The organism is Pectobacterium brasiliense, from assembly GCF_016950255.1.
Lineage (GTDB): Bacteria > Pseudomonadota > Gammaproteobacteria > Enterobacterales > Enterobacteriaceae > Pectobacterium > Pectobacterium brasiliense.
This window is the reverse complement of record NZ_JACGFN010000001.1, coordinates 65,582-80,527: the sequence shown is the minus strand read 5'-3', so window position 1 is coordinate 80,527 and position 14,946 is coordinate 65,582. Positions and strand designations below refer to the sequence as shown.

The window sequence follows — 14,946 nt, the reverse complement described above, 5'->3', positions numbered from 1 at the left end:
GTGAAGCTGCACATGATGATGAAGTGAAAAAAGCGGGTGAAGTGATAGAAGATTTTCGCGCTCAAGCGTGACAGCCCGTCGCAGGCGGTGGCTCGCTCGGCAACCGTAAAGATATCCCCTTCCAAACCATTAGGAAGGGGAGTACTGATTATTCGGTTTCGATACTCGCCATGCTCTGCGGTTGGCGGGAAGCCAGCGATTTTTGTTTCTTATAGCTCAACGCGGCGGCAGGCACCTCGCTGACCTTACCGGTTTCAATCCACTTACGCAGGCGGTTAGCATCCGCAAAGTGCGTATATTTGCCGAAGGCATCCAACACCACCAGCGCAACAGGCCGCTGATTAATAACCGTACGCATCACCAGACAGTGTCCTGCCTGATTCGTGAAGCCGGTTTTGGTGAGCTGAATGCTCCAATCCGCTTTATAGACCAGATGGTTCGTGTTCCTGAACGGCTGGCTGTACGCTGGGTGGGAGAACGTCGCGGTTTTCTCTTGTGTGGTACTAAGCTGTCCCAGCAGCGGATATTGCTTGCTGGCAATCAAGAGCTTGGTGAGATCGCGGGCAGTCGAGACATTATTGATGGACAGCCCGGTCGGCTCCACATAGCGCGTGTGGGCCATCCCCAACGCACGGGCTTTGGCATTCATCGCGCGGATAAACGCCTGATAGCCGCCCGGATAGTGGTGCGCCAGACTGGCCGCCGCGCGGTTTTCTGATGACATCAGCGCCAGTAGCAGCATGTCGCGGCGGCTGATCTCACTGTTCAGACGAACGCGTGAGTAGACCCCTTTCATTTCTTTCGTCTGACTGATATCGACAGAGATAATTTCATCCAGCGGTTGATTGGCATCCAGCACCACCAGCGCCGTCATCAGTTTCGTCACCGAAGCAATCGGCACCACCACATCAGGATTGCTGGAATAAAGGATGTGGTTATCACGCAGATCCACCACCATGGCGCTACCGGAAGCAATTTCCTGATGCGCAGTGCCAGCGGAGTACGTCGGCGCTTTCGCCACAGCCTGAGGCAACATCACAGCATGGGTTGATAGCACCAACAGGCCAAAAAGAGAAAGCTTAAAATTTTTAGTCATTCTTCAATAACTTAAACAGTATTCTGTTAAATGAAAGGGATGGGCAGCGGCATTATAATTTACCGCCCTTCCCTGCGCACTCATGCAGCAGAAAAGCTTTGTGACAAATGTTGACAGACGGTTTGAGCAACCTACTGTTTTTTATCGTGTTACGTCAGAGACGGTCTTATTTTGCGCATGTGGTTGAACAAACGCAAGCTGACGCCGCTGAATATCCCCGCGGTAATCCCACTCGTCGCGCCGGACAGCAGGCAGAACGCCGGGTCATGTGCCAACGCCGGAAACCGAGCCAGTTGGACGGAAAAATAGAAGCGAGAACAAAACGTCAGCAGCATTAAGGCCAACGGCCACCACGAACCGGTGCGTTGAAAATGGCGCGACTCCGGCAAGTAAATGCCCGATGTCTTCCCCCACGCCCAGCCGATGCCCAGCCCAATCATTAATGCCAGTAGAAATCCGCCCGCGGCCGCAAGCGGGAGCTGCAGCGTATGGAAAATCGCGCTGATGCCCCACGCGATGAAAATCATCGGCACAACTAGCATCCGTACCAGCGATTGCTGCCGCGGCTGGCTGGCTTTTACGCCGGCATAAATCAGATAACCCAAAACGATCCACACCCAATAAGGCGTGTGACGCAGAATAATCAGCAGGTTTTCCACGGCAGTACGATTCCTTAATCACTCAGGCCGTCATCAACGGTGATAACCAAAAACCGGTGTGACTACGGCGTGACTTTGGCCTGTTCCAGCGCCTGTTTCACCGCATTAATCACGCCCTGGCTCGATAACGTTGCCCCCGTTACCGCATCCACTTTGTTAATGTCCTGCTTCTCAATGAGCTCCGGCACAATCTGATCCGTCGCGCTCAGCATCATCGCTTCGGTATCGCCATGCTTCAGCACTTCCGCATTAGCGATCTTCCCGTCTTTAATGCTGACCGTGACCTCAACTTCTGCCGCTTTCCCCTGCGCTTTACCGATGTAGGCACCGTCTTTATAGTGCCCCACATCGCTACCATGAACGGACAGCGAGAACGCCATCACTAACGTAGCCAGCGCCGCCGAAATAGATTTCGTCATCATTTCCCCGTGTGCAAATAGAACAATAAAAACAACAATTCAATAACCAGAAAAGAACAATTAATTAAAACCCAGTAATTGATAATAAGATTTCGTTTCAATATTATCCAATGGCAATTGAAGCCGTAACGCACACTCTATACACCGTTCTCTGAGTGCTTTCAACTGGGTCTCATCATCGGTCATCACTGATATTTCCACGAAATAACCCAGTGATTCAATATAATCGAGCGTAATATGGAAGGCGTTTAAAAAGTAGATGCTGCGGATTTTATGAATTTCAAAAAGAGGTCGATACCCCAACGTCTGTAACATGCTGTCAGTTTTTTCAAAGCCTTCAACGTTAACCGCTTCACAGCGATCGATGCCCGGCCCTTTCACAATCCAAAGTTTAATGCCCGATGGCTCCATGCGGCGCACCAGCATTTTGATATTTTGCTGTTGCAGGCGCTTCTCTGCATCATCGTAATAAACATCATGTTCTTTATTTTCAAAGACGAAAGCCTCGGGATGAAGGCTAAAAAGCGTATTCCTGAAAACGGCTATATCGTCGATGCGAAATTTAAGTTCAACTTCATATTTCCCTGTGAAATGTTCAACCATGTTCTTTCCCCTCACTGGATTCCCTGAAATAACATTGACTCCCCGCCATATCGAAACAGCGTTTTATTACGCTGCCATACGGAAATTCAAGATAATAAATATTCGGTCATCCGCAAAATAGATCATACAGGTAACATAATATGGCCCAAGGGCCGTCCTCTCATCCTCCTTGATTAACACCCACATCCTGTCACATCCTGGTACCGCGAAAGCATGACCTTGATAATCATGCCGCGTTATTACCTTACAACGTCAGATATCCCGATCGCAATTTCCTGACGACGAATATCTGTAGATGAATGCTATTTGCGATTTCCCAGAAAAAAATGCGGTCAGAATCCTTGCTGGACGCTGACCGCCGTTAATAGTAGCTGAGAAGGGAAAAACCGCTAGTTCTTCAGGCAGCAACTGCAGGTAATAGCAAAATCAGTGCAGAATCGAAGCCGTGATGGTGCATAAATTCACGCAAAATCAGCAATCGGGCGGAGAAAGCGTTCTCTAGCGGAATCCCCTCCCAGGTTGCCGGGCTCCCCTGCATGACGCGCTCCAGACGTTTAAATGTCCGTTCCATGTCATCTTGCGGCAACCGCCAGCCTGCTTCCTCTTCTTCTACTCCCGAAATCTGTGCAATAGTGACCAAGGCAGGGTCGAAAGAAAACAGAACGGAATCCGCGGGAATATCGTGGCGAATGCGCGTCACTTCATCCTCTACCGCCATGATCGCCCACTCCATCTCGTCTGGCGTTGGGGGAAGATGCTTGAAAAACGCCGCCGCCGTTTTGTCAAAACCGATGGTCAATTGCAGGGTTACCGACGGTTGTGATGACGTCCCGCAGACGATGGTCGTCTGCTGTTCGCCAATGTACAGCACCGTTACCGGGACTTCCGGCGCTACGCGTTGTCTGGCAAGCGAGTACGCCTGTTGCAGACCCACATCATTTTCCATCACGGCATCCTCTTATTTAGTGCTGACCCTCATGCTGACAGCAGCGTGCAATACCAGCGATATCCGCGGGCGTGGTGCGGCAACAGCCGCCAATCAGGCGTGCGCCTGCTGCCTGCCACTCGGGCAAATACGCGGTCAACGAGCAGGCGTCATCGTGAGCGCTGCTCCAGGTTTTCGTTACCGCATCATACTGCTCGCCGGAATTGGGATAAACCACCAACGGCAAATCCGTCAGCGAGGACAGATGCTTCAGCGCTGGCGTCACGTTTTCCAGCGCGATGCAGTTGATACCCACAGCGACCACCTGCGAACAGGCGTTGACCCGCGCCAGCACCGTACGCAATGACGTGCCGTCGCTGAGGTGCTCGCTGTCACGCAAGGTGAAAGAGAACCAGGCCTGCGCCTGAGGGAACTCGGCCAGTAACGCAATCAAAGCCTCTATTTCAGCAAAAGACGGCAGCGTCTCGCAGGCCAGCAGATCGGCACCTGCCTCATGCAGCGCCGCTATACGCGGCCGATGAAACGCCATCATCTCGGCCTGCGGCAATTGGTAATCACCGCGATACTCCGAACCATCTGCCAGATAGGCACCGTACGGCCCCACCGATCCCGCCACCAGTAGCGTCCCAGCCTGCGGATTATCGCGACGGTAATCATCCCGCGCCTGCGCCGCCAGCTGTACGCTCTTGGCAATCAGCGCCAGTGATTCCGTTTCGCTATACCCGCGCGCCTTAAACCCTTGCGGCGTCGCCTGATAACTGGCGGTAATCGCACACTGTGCCCCGGCTTTAAAATAATCGAGATGCACCTGATAAATCAGCGCCGGGTTTTCAACCAGCACTTTCGCCGACCACAGCGGATCCGTTAAATCACAGCCGCGCGCTTCCAGTTCGGTCGCCAACGCGCCGTCCAACACAATCGTTGAGGCCGTCGCCAGCATTTCGGTAACCGTATTTTTACGCAATGTCTTCCGCTCCCGTTAACCTACGTTTCTTCATTGACTGCGTGAAATAATAAGCACCATAGCACAGCGCGACAAACGGAATTCCACACCACAGTGCAATCCGCTGGCTTGGGTCAAACGCCAGCCCAACGCAGGCCAGCAGGCACAATAAGAAGCCAAGAATCGGCGTGATGGGGAACCAAGGGGCGCGATATTGCAGATCGGAAAGCGTTTTTCCCGAGCGGACATGGTGACGGCGGAACATATAGTGCGAGGCACAGATGCTCAGCCACACCGCCACTACGGCAAAACCAGAAATCGCGGACAGCGCCACATAAACGGTGTCCGGCGCGACCACGCTGGAAAACAGCGCCAACAGCCCGCCTAGCATACTGACGGAAATAGCAAAAAGCGGAATGCCACGACGCGTCAGACGAGAAAAACGGCGCGGCAGCGTGCCTTCGTTGGACAGCGACCACAGCATACGCCCCGAGGCATACAGCCCCGAGTTAGCGGCAGACAGGATCGCCGTCAAAATCACGAAATTAAAAATGTCGGCGGCGTAAGGAATACCAATCTTTTCAAACACCAGCACAAACGGGCTTTTCGCGATACCGGCCTCTTCCATCGGAATGATCGCTGCCAGTACCAGCACCGTGCCCAGAAAGAAGATCACCAGTCGCGCAACGGTAGTACGAATCGCCATCGGCACGACCTTCTGCGGATTCTCGGTTTCTCCCGCCGCGATGCCGATCAGTTCCGTACCGGAGAAGGCGAAGTTTACCGCCACCATTGTCATCAGGATCGGCAGGCCGCCGTGTGGGAACCAGCCAGACGCGGTAATGTTCTGGAAGAACGGCGCAGGTGAACCGTCCTGCATCGGAATAAAGCCAAACATCGCGCCAGCGCCGAGCACGATAAAAGCGAGAATCGTGACGACTTTAACGATAGAGAACCAGAATTCCCCTTCGGCAAAGAAACGGGACGACACGATATTCAGCAGATAGATCAGCACACAAAACAGCAAACACCAGGTCCAGACTGGCACCTGCGGGAACCAATACTGCATGCAAAAACCGGCAGCGGTCAGGCTGGAGCCCAGTGCAACCGTCCACGTCAGCCAATACAGCCACGCCACGGTATAGCCCGTTGCCGGGCTGAGATAGCGGGACGCATACACATGAAACGCCCCGGTTTCCGGCATCGCGACGGACAGCTCACCCAGACTCAGCATCACCAGATACACCACCAGCGCGCCGATCAGATACGCCAATAGCGTCCCGGCCGCTCCTGTCGTGGAAATAATGTAGCCCGTATTAAAAAACAGACCGGTGCCGATGACGCCACCGAGCGAAAGCATCACCAAATGGCGAGCTTTCATGGTGCGCTTAAACTGCCCTTCGGTGCCTGATGCGTGTTGTTCCATGATGACCTTTCATTATAGACGTCTAAACTTCCAGATAGATGGAGTGTTATACCGCCAACCGATTCGTAAAGTAAAGTACAGGCCAGCAGGAGAGTGATGAGGTGCGTTAAATCTGAACAGCTATTGTCAGAAAATAGAGAGAGGAAAAAGAAGAGAGGGAAATAACGCGTAAGGAAGCGGTGAGCACTTATGGCTCACCAATCACACGGGCAATATCTGCTGAGGTCTTCAACGTGCGGATCTCGCTGAATAACTCGGTGGCGTCGTCGTACTCTTTACGCAAATAGCCGAGCCACTGTTTGATCCGCGCGACGTGATACAGTCCCGTGTCGCCCTGCTTTTCCAACTGCACATACTTTTGTAGCAGCAGCATGACCTCCGGCCACGGCATACGCGGTTCGTTATACTTAATCACGCGGCTCAGGTTCGGCACATTCAGCGCGCCCCGCCCAATCATCATCGCGTCGCAGCCCGTCGTCGCCATACAGTCCTGTGCGCTCTGCCAGTCCCAGATTTCGCCATTGGCAATCACCGGGATCCGCAATCGCTGGCGGATTTCCCCTATTGCCAGCCAGTTAATGCACTCGGCTTTATAACCATCTTCCTTCGTGCGGCCATGCACGGCCAGTTCAGTCGCTCCTGCCTGCTGCACCGCGTCAGCAATCTCAAACTGGCGAGCGCCGGAATCCCAGCCCAGTCGGATTTTCACCGTGACCGGCAAATGCGCAGGCACCGCCTCACGCATCGCTTTTGCGCCCTGATAAATCAGCTCGGGATCTTTCAACAGCGTCGCCCCGCCCCCGCTGCCGTTCACCAGCTTCGACGGGCAACCGCAGTTGAGATCGACACCATATGAGCCCAGTTCTACCGCCCGCGCCGCATTTTCCGCCAGCCACTGCGGATATTGTCCCAGCAGCTGTACGCGCACCAGCGTACCAGACGGCGTGCGGCTGGCATGGTGTAACTCCGGGCAAAGGCGATAAAAGGATTTAACCGGCAGACACTGATCCACCACGCGTAAAAATTCGGTGATGCACAGGTCGTAATCATTTACTTCAGTCAGCAGTTCTCGCACTAATGAGTCGAGAACCCCTTCCATCGGGGCAAGCAGAACACGCATAACGCTACTCGGTAACCATTTGATCGTTAATCACAGCCATTCAGGCCAAAAAAAGCAGGCAATCTTAGGGGGTATTGTACGGGGAACGCAACGGGAAAGATAACGCTGGGCAGTCCATGAGGTTGCCTCTTGTGAACATATCATCAATAATTCGTGACGAATTTGTACCGACACCGTCCTTACGGACTACAACGAAGTGGCTACTTTTTATGTCGAATGTCAAAACCGCAGAATTTAAACGCCCGCAGCTTTCACTGCCCAACAGCGCAGACAAACTGCTGCTGCATTCCTGCTGCGCGCCCTGCTCAGGTGAAGTCATGGAAGCCATCACCGCTTCTGGCATTGATTACACCATTTTCTTTTATAACCCCAATATCCACCCCCAGCGTGAATACCTGATCCGCAAAGAGGAAAATATCCGTTTCGCCGAACAGCATAACGTGCCTTTCATCGATGCGGATTACGATACGGATAACTGGTTCGAGCGCGCTAAAGGCATGGAATGGGAACCGGAACGCGGCATTCGCTGCACCATGTGTTTTGATATGCGCTTCGAGCGCACAGCGCTGTACGCCGCAGAAAACGGCTTTAGCGTTATTTCCAGTTCACTGGGGATTTCACGCTGGAAAAACATGCAACAGATTACCGAATGCGGACAGAACGCTGCGCAGAAATATCCCGGCATCACCTACTGGGATTACAACTGGCGCAAGGGCGGCGGCTCGTCGCGCATGATCGAAATCAGCAAACGCGAACGTTTCTATCAGCAGGAGTATTGCGGCTGCATTTATTCCCTGCGCGATTCCAATAAGCATCGCAAATCACAGGGGCGCGATATTATCCGCATCGGTAAGCTGTATTACGGTGATGAAACCGAATAACGCTACGCCAGAGTCAGGCACGCCGTGCGGCGTGCCATTTTTACTGCATCTTACTTCTTCACGTCTACCTGATAGAAAATATGCTTACCGAACGGGTCGACCTCATACCCGGTCACTTCCTTACGCACGGGTTCAAATATGGTGGAATGCACAATCATGACGGCCGGAGCCTGATCGTGCATCATCTGCTGCGCCTGCTTGTACAAAGCAATACGCTGCTCGTGATCCTGTGAAGCGCGCGCTTCGATAATGATTTTATCAAACGGCGCATAACACCATTTCGCCGAGTTGGAGCCACCGTTAGCCGCCGTACAGGTAAAGAGCGGCCCGAAGAAGTTATCAGGATCGCCCGTTGCCGTTGTCCAACCCATCAATGCCGCCTGATGCTCACCGCCTTTCACCCTTTTCAGGTATTCGCCCCACTCGAAGGTGACAATTTTGGCCTGCACACCGACTTTCGCCCAGTCCGCCTGAATCATCTCCGACATGCGGCGAGCATTCGGATTGTACGGACGCTGTACCGGCATCGCCCACAGTTCGATAGTGGTGCCTTCCGCCAAGCCGGCTTCTTTCAGTAACGCCTTCGCCTTTTCAGGATCGTAGTCATAGTCTTTCAGGTCACTGTCGGCGCTCCAGACGCCCGGCGGCAGCAGGTTTTTCGCCGCCGTTCCGGTTCCCTGGAAAACGGCTTCGATAATCGCCGGCTTGTTAATCGCCATCGTTAACGCCTGCCGCACTTTCACATTGTCCGTCGGTGCTTTCTGGGTATTGAACGACAGGAAGCCGGTGTTCAGTCCGGCCTTTTGCATCAGCACGATGTCCTTGTTTTCTTTCATACGCGGTAGGTCGGCGGGATTAGGGAACGGCATCACCTGACACTCATTCTTCTCCAGTTTGGCGTACCGCACGGAGGCATCCGGTGTGATGGTGAAAATCAGCCGATCCAGCTTGGCCTTGCCTTCCCAATAGGCTGGAAATGCCTTAAACAGAATGCGGGAATCTTTCTGATACTGCGCTAATTCAAAAGGCCCGGTGCCAATCGGCTCCATGTCCACGCGCTCCGGCGTCCCGGCTTTAAGCATCGCATCGGCATATTCCGCAGAGAGAATAGACGCGAAATACCAGGCTAAATCGGCCAGAAACGGGGCTTCCGCATGAGAGAGCGTAAAGCGTACCGTGTGGTCATCCACTTTCTCAATGCTCTGAATCAACGAGCCAAAGGACAAGCTTTCAAAATTGGCATAAGTTCCTTTCGAGACGCTGTGGTAAGGGTGCTGCGGATCTTTTTGCCGCATGAAGGAGAAAATAACGTCGTCGGCGGTAAAATCACGCGAAGGTTTGAAGTATTTATTGCTCTGGAATTTCACACCCTTGCGCAAATGGAAGGTATAGACTCGCCCATCGGCGCTGATGTCCCAGCGCTCTGCCAGACTCGGCACCAGCTCCGTGGTGCCCACTTTGAAATCCACCAGACGGTTATAAATCGGCACGGCGCTGGCATCCACGCTGGTGCCGGAGGTGTAAAGCTGTGGGTTAAAGTTTTCCGGCGATCCTTCAGAGCAGTACACCAGCGTATTCGCCGAGGCCGCGGAAGCGACCGCCAGCGTCAACGCTGCCAGAGTCAATTTTATTCCTGCTTTTTTCATTCCAGTCCTCGCTTGTTATTTGTGTTCCACCACACCGTTATAAAAATCATGACGATAAAATGACAAATAAAACCCTCAAATGAAATAATTTCTACGTTAGGATAACAATCATAGCTATTACTGAATAAAAAGGATTCGTTATGACAGACAGTCTGGCTCACCAGCTCAGCACGCGTTTTTACCGTTACCTCGCCGTCACCAGCCAAAGCGATGCCAGTTCGACAACGCTGCCCAGCACACCGGAACAGCATGAGATAGCGCGATTGCTGGCGGATGAGCTGAGAGCGCTGGGCCTACAGGATGTGGTGATTGATGAGCACGCCACCGTGACGGCCGTGAAACCGGGTAACTGTCCGTCCGCACCGCGCATCGGTTTTATTACGCATATCGATACGGTTGACGTCGGCCTGTCGCCGCATATTCACCCGCAAACGCTGCGTTTTACCGGTGAAGATCTGTGTCTGAATGCCGAACAGAACATCTGGCTACGCACGGCGGAACACCCGGAAATTCTGCCGTATGTTGGGCAGGACATTATTTTTAGCGACGGCACCAGCGTACTCGGCGCGGACAACAAGGCCGCCGTTACCGTGGTGATGACGCTGATGGAAAATCTGACCGACGCGACGCCGCACGGCGATATCGTGGTAGCCTTCGTGCCGGATGAAGAAATTGGGCTGCGTGGGGCGAAAGCGCTCGATCTCAAACGCTTCGATGTTGATTTTGCCTACACCATCGACTGCTGCGAGCTGGGTGAAGTGGTGTATGAGAACTTCAATGCGGCTTCCGCAGAAATTCGCTTTACCGGTGTGCCCGCGCACCCGATGTCGGCGAAAGGCGTGCTGGTTAATCCGTTGCTCATGGCACATGACTTTATCAGCCAGTTCGATCGCCAGCAGACGCCAGAGCACACAGAGGGACGCGAGGGCTATGTCTGGTTTAACGACCTGACGGCGAACGCCAATGAAGCGAAGCTCAAAGCGTCTATCCGCGATTTTGATTTAGCCACGTTTGAACAGCGGAAGCAGCAGATTGCCACAATCGCAGAGAAGATAGCCGCGCAGTACCCGACTGGCAGCGTGACCTATACCCTCACCGATATCTACAGCAATATCAGCAACGCCATCACCGACGATCGCCGCGCGATCGACCTGCTGTTTGCCGCACTGGACACGCTGGGCATTGAACCCAAAGTAACGCCAATGCGCGGCGGCACGGACGGCGCGGCGCTATCCGCCAAAGGATTGCTGACGCCGAACTTCTTTACCGGTGCGCACAATTTCCATTCGCGCTTTGAGTTTTTACCCGTGCCGTCATTTGTGAAATCGTATGAAGTGGCGCTAAATTTATGCCTGCTGGCGGCGAAATAATCGCGTCCAGAAAAGCGTGAGGCGGACATTCGTCCGCATCCATAACGCCTCACTGACTGTTTACCCGCCTACTTTTTCCGGCCTATTTCTGCGCCAGCCTCAGCGCCGACGGTGTCAAACCATATTCTTTTTTGAATTGGTGGCTTAGGTGGCTGGCGGAACTGAACCCGCAGGCCAGCGCAATGTCCGTGATCGGCTGCGTACCGTGGCGCACAAGCGCTTCCGCACGGGCCAGCCGCTGTTTCAGCACATACTGATGCGGTGCCATTCCCACACTCTGGCGAAACATGCGTGCAAAGTGAAACTCGCTAAGCCCCGCTTCCGCCGCCAGCGTCTGTAGCGTCAGCGGCTGATCGAGATGTGCCTCAATTTGCATCTTGCTGCGCTGCAGTACCGAGGGCGCCAGTCCGCCGCGCACCGTCGGCAGTTCCCACTGCAACTGGGTGTAGCCACGCAGCACTTGAATCATCAACAGCGTTGCGGCGCTACTCAGCACAAGCTGGTTCGCCGAGTCGTCCCAGCGATTGCTGAGCAGAAATTGCCGATACAGCGAGGTAATCAACGGATCGCTACCAAATATCCGCTCTTCCGTGCAGATTGATGCCGGACTGCGATCCCAGGTTTGCTCGGCCAGTTGCCGCAAGTGCGTATCGTCAAAATACAGGTGCACAAAATCGAGGTCGCCACGAATGTCCCAGGTCGACGAGCTTTGTTTCGGCATCAGGCAGAAACGATCCGGCCCACCGCCGTTATGCCAGCCATCCGCTGTTTTATGATAGCTCTCATAGCCACCGGCGGTATAAAGGCTGAGCGTATGGTGTTCAGTGTTTTCCATCGTGACGCGATCGTGGCGGTTAAACCATGCGGCCAGCCGCACGCCGGAGGTCAGCTCGACGGTGTCGCGCAGCTCGGTTTTATGATGCAGCATGGTATCGAACGCTTTATAACGATGCATTACTGCCTCCGTTTTTCACTTAACCGCAAGATTCTGTTATTCACCGCAAGGTGCTGAAAGCCCGCGACAAACGCACGCGCCATACTGCCGCTATGCACTCATGCGGAATCACTCAATGAATACCTTACTCTATTTTTCTGTCGTCCTGATTTGGGGCACGACCTGGATCGCGATTAGCCTGCAACACGGCGAGGTCGCTGCCGAAATCTCCGTTTTCTGGCGCTTTGCGCTGGCATCGGCCATCTTGCTAACGTTTCTGGCCCTGACGCGCCGTCTGCGTCCACTTTCGTCACGCGCTCACTTGCTGTGTATGGTACAAGGGCTATGCGTATTCGGCGTCAACTTTCTCTGTTTTTACCACGCCATCGCCTGGATTTCGAGCGGATTGGAATCCATCATTTTTTCGATGGCGGTACTGTTTAACGCCTTTAATAGCCGTATTTTCTTCGGCCAGCCGTTAACACGTAACGTGGCGATCGCCACACCGCTCGGGCTGATCGGCATCGTCGCGCTGTTCTGGCATGACCTGATGCAAATCGACGCGCAGCCCTATTTGCTGTGGGGCGTGGGATTGAGCATTCTGGGCACCTACTGCTTCTCGCTCGGCAATATGATTAGCGCCCAGCACCAGCGACAAGGCCGTGACATACTGACGACCAACGGCTGGGGCATGGGATATGGTGCGCTGTGGATGGGGTTGTTCAGCCTGATTCAGGGGTATAGCTTCGCACCGGAGTACAGCGCCAGCTATCTGGGTTCCCTGTTCTATCTGGCTATCTTTGGTTCAGTCATCGGCTTCGGTGCCTACTTCAGCCTGATCGGTCGCATCGGTGCCAGTCAGGCGGCGTATACCACGCTGCTCTTTCCGCTGGTGGCACTGTCGATTTCGACACTATTTGAAGACTACCAGTGGCGGCCCAACGCGCTTATCGGCCTGCTGCTGATTCTGGCGGGCAACGCGGTGATGTTCTATCGTCCACGCCATCCGACCGCGCAGCCTGCCACGGCGAAATAACGCGATAAAAAAAGGGAGCCGCTGGGCTCCCTCTCTATTTTACTTGTCCGCTGGCTTACTGCGGTTTTGCGGACGCGGCGCGCGGCGTTGGCCTTCGCCACTACTCTTGCCGCCATTCCCTTTTCCGCCAGAACCCCACGGACTATCGCTATTACCGCCCGCTTTACGCGGCTGACGATTGCCGTCGGCCGGACGGCGTTCGCCCTGACCGCGTGGTGCACCAGACTGTGCGCGAGGAGAGGCGTTACGCGCACCGCCGCCGCCACGGTTGCCCTGACGACCATTCACAATCGGTTCGGCCTTGATGGACGGATCCGGCTCGTAGCCTTCGATAGCGATACGTGGAATCTCACGCTTCAACAGACGCTCGATGTCGCGCAGCAGTTTGTGCTCATCCACACAGACCAGCGACAGCGCTTCGCCCGTCGCTTCCGCACGACCGGTACGACCGATACGGTGAACGTAATCTTCCGGCACGTTTGGCAGCTCATAGTTCACCACGTGCGGCAGTTGGTCGATATCCAGACCACGCGCGGCGATATCCGTCGCCACCAGCACGCGAATGCTGCCGTCTTTAAAGTTTGCCAGTGCACGCGTACGCGCCCCCTGACTTTTATTACCGTGGATAGCGGCGGCGGTAATGCCGTCTTTTTCCAGCAGTTCAGCCAGATGGTTAGCGCCGTGCTTGGTGCGGGTAAAGACCAGCACCTGCTGCCAGTTATTTTCACCAATCAGCTGCGACAACAGTTCACGCTTGCGGCGCTTATCAACAAAATGCACGTGCTGTGTAACCAGTTCAGACGGCGTATTACGACGCACGACTTCAACCGAGGCGGGATTAGTCAGCAGCTTGTTCGCCAGCGCTTTGATCTCATCAGAGAAGGTCGCGGAGAACAGCAGGTTTTGACGTTTAGCAGGCAGCTTCGCCAGCACTCGGCGAATGTCGTGAATGAAGCCCATATCCAGCATACGGTCCGCTTCATCCAGCACCAGAATTTCAACCTGTGACAGGTCAACGGCACGCTGATGTTCCAGATCGAGCAGACGCCCCGGCGTTGCCACCAGAATATCTACGCCACCACGCAGTTTCATCATCTGTGGGTTAATGCTCACCCCACCAAATACGACCAGTGAACGCAGGCTCAGATACTTGCTATACGCCTTCACATTTTCATCAATCTGCGCAGCCAACTCACGGGTTGGCGTCAGGATCAGCGCACGTACCGGACGGCGGCCTTTCCCTTTGTGCTGAGCTTCACGGCTGGTCAGCAATTGTAATAACGGCAGCGTAAAGCCCGCTGTTTTACCCGTACCAGTTTGTGCGCTGGCCATTAAATCGCGCCCTTCCAGCACGACAGGAATCGCCTGACGCTGAACAGGAGTAGGATCGCGATAACCCTGCTCGTCAATCGCGCGCAGAATATCGGCACTCAGGCCGAGAGAATCAAATGACATAAAAAGAACAACTCCAGATCCGCTCTGACCGGACAGCAGCCGGTGTAGTTTTCAGAGGGTCAGTAAGACGGGTTTGCTGGGCCACTATTTACGTAACAACTTACGTAACACTTCACGTAACAACGACATACGCAACAACCACGGTGAACGAGCACAACTACGGTGCATGACTGCCGACGATTGTAGCAGAGATTCTATCCCCGTCATACTTCAAGCTGCATGTGCGTTGGCTTCTCTTACTCACCCCAGTCACTTACTGGTGTAAGCTCCTGGGGATTCGTGCGCTTGCCGCCTGCCTGCAACTCGAATTATTTAGGGCATAACTACGAGAGGATTTTTATCTGTGTCAGCCCGTTTTTTTATGGCGAGCTTCCTGCTCGCCCCCCTACGGGCCGTCGCAAGCGACGTTGAA

At 54.1% G+C, this 14,946-nt stretch carries 14 protein-coding genes; 3 read left to right on the top strand and 11 right to left on the bottom strand.

Features of this window, described 5'->3' with window-relative positions; translation table 11 throughout:
• Nucleotides 1-148 precede the first annotated feature (148 nt).
• From pbpG to dusC, 8 genes are all read right to left on the bottom strand, one after another.
• Entirely contained in the window at nt 149-1,096 is a 948-nt protein-coding gene (gene pbpG / locus H4F65_RS00390) for a D-alanyl-D-alanine endopeptidase (protein WP_010280988.1), read from the bottom strand.
• A gap of 149 nt (nt 1,097-1,245) precedes the next feature.
• Nucleotides 1,246-1,755 (bottom strand): DUF6622 family protein, encoded by a 510-nt coding sequence (locus tag H4F65_RS00385; RefSeq protein ID WP_010280986.1) that lies wholly within the window; start codon nt 1,753-1,755, stop codon nt 1,246-1,248.
• A gap of 62 nt (nt 1,756-1,817) precedes the next feature.
• Entirely contained in the window at nt 1,818-2,174 is a 357-nt protein-coding gene (locus H4F65_RS00380) for an FMN-binding protein (RefSeq protein ID WP_010280984.1), read from the bottom strand.
• A 60-nt stretch (nt 2,175-2,234) separates the two neighbouring features.
• On the bottom strand, nt 2,235-2,777 hold the full coding sequence (cyaB, locus tag H4F65_RS00375; protein ID WP_010280982.1) for a class IV adenylate cyclase: 543 nt from the start codon (nt 2,775-2,777) through the stop codon (nt 2,235-2,237).
• 397 nt (nt 2,778-3,174) lie between these two features.
• Nucleotides 3,175-3,723, bottom strand: coding sequence for a hypothetical protein (locus H4F65_RS00370; RefSeq protein WP_010280977.1), 549 nt, complete (start codon nt 3,721-3,723; stop codon nt 3,175-3,177).
• Between the two features lie 16 nt (nt 3,724-3,739).
• On the bottom strand, nt 3,740-4,687 hold the full coding sequence (gene mmuM, locus H4F65_RS00365) for a homocysteine S-methyltransferase (protein ID WP_010280974.1): 948 nt from the start codon (nt 4,685-4,687) through the stop codon (nt 3,740-3,742).
• Nucleotides 4,680-6,092, bottom strand: a complete 1,413-nt coding sequence (gene mmuP / locus H4F65_RS00360) for an S-methylmethionine permease (RefSeq protein ID WP_010280969.1) — start codon at nt 6,090-6,092, stop codon at nt 4,680-4,682. Before mmuP ends, mmuM begins: the two co-directional genes overlap by 8 nt.
• Nucleotides 6,093-6,279: 187 nt before the next feature.
• A complete protein-coding gene (gene dusC / locus H4F65_RS00355) occupies nt 6,280-7,212 on the bottom strand; it encodes a tRNA dihydrouridine(16) synthase DusC (RefSeq protein WP_010280967.1) in 933 nt (310 codons plus the stop codon).
• A gap of 209 nt (nt 7,213-7,421) precedes the next feature.
• Here dusC and H4F65_RS00350 point away from each other — a divergent pair, with 209 nt between their 5' ends.
• Nucleotides 7,422-8,093, top strand: coding sequence for an epoxyqueuosine reductase QueH (locus tag H4F65_RS00350; protein WP_014914935.1), 672 nt, complete (start codon nt 7,422-7,424; stop codon nt 8,091-8,093).
• Nucleotides 8,094-8,143: 50 nt separating this feature from the next.
• Here the strand turns inward: H4F65_RS00350 and H4F65_RS00345 are convergent, their stop codons facing one another.
• A complete protein-coding gene (locus H4F65_RS00345; protein ID WP_010280961.1) occupies nt 8,144-9,739 on the bottom strand; it encodes an ABC transporter substrate-binding protein in 1,596 nt (531 codons plus the stop codon).
• Nucleotides 9,740-9,879: 140 nt separating this feature from the next.
• Here H4F65_RS00345 and pepT point away from each other — a divergent pair, with 140 nt between their 5' ends.
• Nucleotides 9,880-11,109, top strand: coding sequence for a peptidase T (gene pepT / locus H4F65_RS00340; protein ID WP_010280958.1), 1,230 nt, complete (start codon nt 9,880-9,882; stop codon nt 11,107-11,109).
• Between the two features lie 82 nt (nt 11,110-11,191).
• On the opposite strand, the gene H4F65_RS00335 is transcribed toward pepT, so the two are convergent.
• Nucleotides 11,192-12,064 carry a helix-turn-helix domain-containing protein gene (locus H4F65_RS00335; RefSeq protein WP_010280955.1) on the bottom strand — a complete coding sequence of 291 codons (873 nt, stop codon included), beginning with the start codon at nt 12,062-12,064 and terminating at the stop codon, nt 11,192-11,194.
• A 115-nt stretch (nt 12,065-12,179) separates the two neighbouring features.
• On the opposite strand from H4F65_RS00335, the gene H4F65_RS00330 reads away from it, so the two are divergent.
• Nucleotides 12,180-13,079: a DMT family transporter gene (locus H4F65_RS00330; protein WP_010280953.1), complete on the top strand. Its 900-nt coding sequence runs from the start codon at nt 12,180-12,182 to the stop codon at nt 13,077-13,079.
• Between the two features lie 39 nt (nt 13,080-13,118).
• On the opposite strand, the gene rhlE is transcribed toward H4F65_RS00330, so the two are convergent.
• Nucleotides 13,119-14,534: an ATP-dependent RNA helicase RhlE gene (gene rhlE, locus H4F65_RS00325; RefSeq protein WP_010280951.1), complete on the bottom strand. Its 1,416-nt coding sequence runs from the start codon at nt 14,532-14,534 to the stop codon at nt 13,119-13,121.
• Nucleotides 14,535-14,946: the final 412 nt, after the last annotated feature.

Bases quoted from the DNA above. Each gene is read 5' to 3' on its own strand.
- rhlE (WP_010280951.1), bottom strand. From the start codon at position 14,534: ATGTCATTTGATTCTCTCGGCCTGAGTGCCGATATTCTGCGCGCGATT.
- pepT (WP_010280958.1), top strand. From the start codon at position 9,880: ATGACAGACAGTCTGGCTCACCAGCTCAGCACGCGTTTTTACCGTTAC.
- dusC (WP_010280967.1), bottom strand. From the start codon at position 7,212: ATGCGTGTTCTGCTTGCCCCGATGGAAGGGGTTCTCGACTCATTAGTG.
- mmuP (WP_010280969.1), bottom strand. From the start codon at position 6,092: ATGGAACAACACGCATCAGGCACCGAAGGGCAGTTTAAGCGCACCATG.
- H4F65_RS00335 (WP_010280955.1), bottom strand. From the start codon at position 12,064: ATGCATCGTTATAAAGCGTTCGATACCATGCTGCATCATAAAACCGAG.
- H4F65_RS00380 (WP_010280984.1), bottom strand. From the start codon at position 2,174: ATGACGAAATCTATTTCGGCGGCGCTGGCTACGTTAGTGATGGCGTTC.
- H4F65_RS00345 (WP_010280961.1), bottom strand. From the start codon at position 9,739: ATGAAAAAAGCAGGAATAAAATTGACTCTGGCAGCGTTGACGCTGGCG.
- H4F65_RS00330 (WP_010280953.1), top strand. From the start codon at position 12,180: ATGAATACCTTACTCTATTTTTCTGTCGTCCTGATTTGGGGCACGACC.
- H4F65_RS00370 (WP_010280977.1), bottom strand. From the start codon at position 3,723: ATGGAAAATGATGTGGGTCTGCAACAGGCGTACTCGCTTGCCAGACAA.
- cyaB (WP_010280982.1), bottom strand. From the start codon at position 2,777: ATGGTTGAACATTTCACAGGGAAATATGAAGTTGAACTTAAATTTCGC.
- pbpG (WP_010280988.1), bottom strand. From the start codon at position 1,096: ATGACTAAAAATTTTAAGCTTTCTCTTTTTGGCCTGTTGGTGCTATCA.
- H4F65_RS00350 (WP_014914935.1), top strand. From the start codon at position 7,422: ATGTCGAATGTCAAAACCGCAGAATTTAAACGCCCGCAGCTTTCACTG.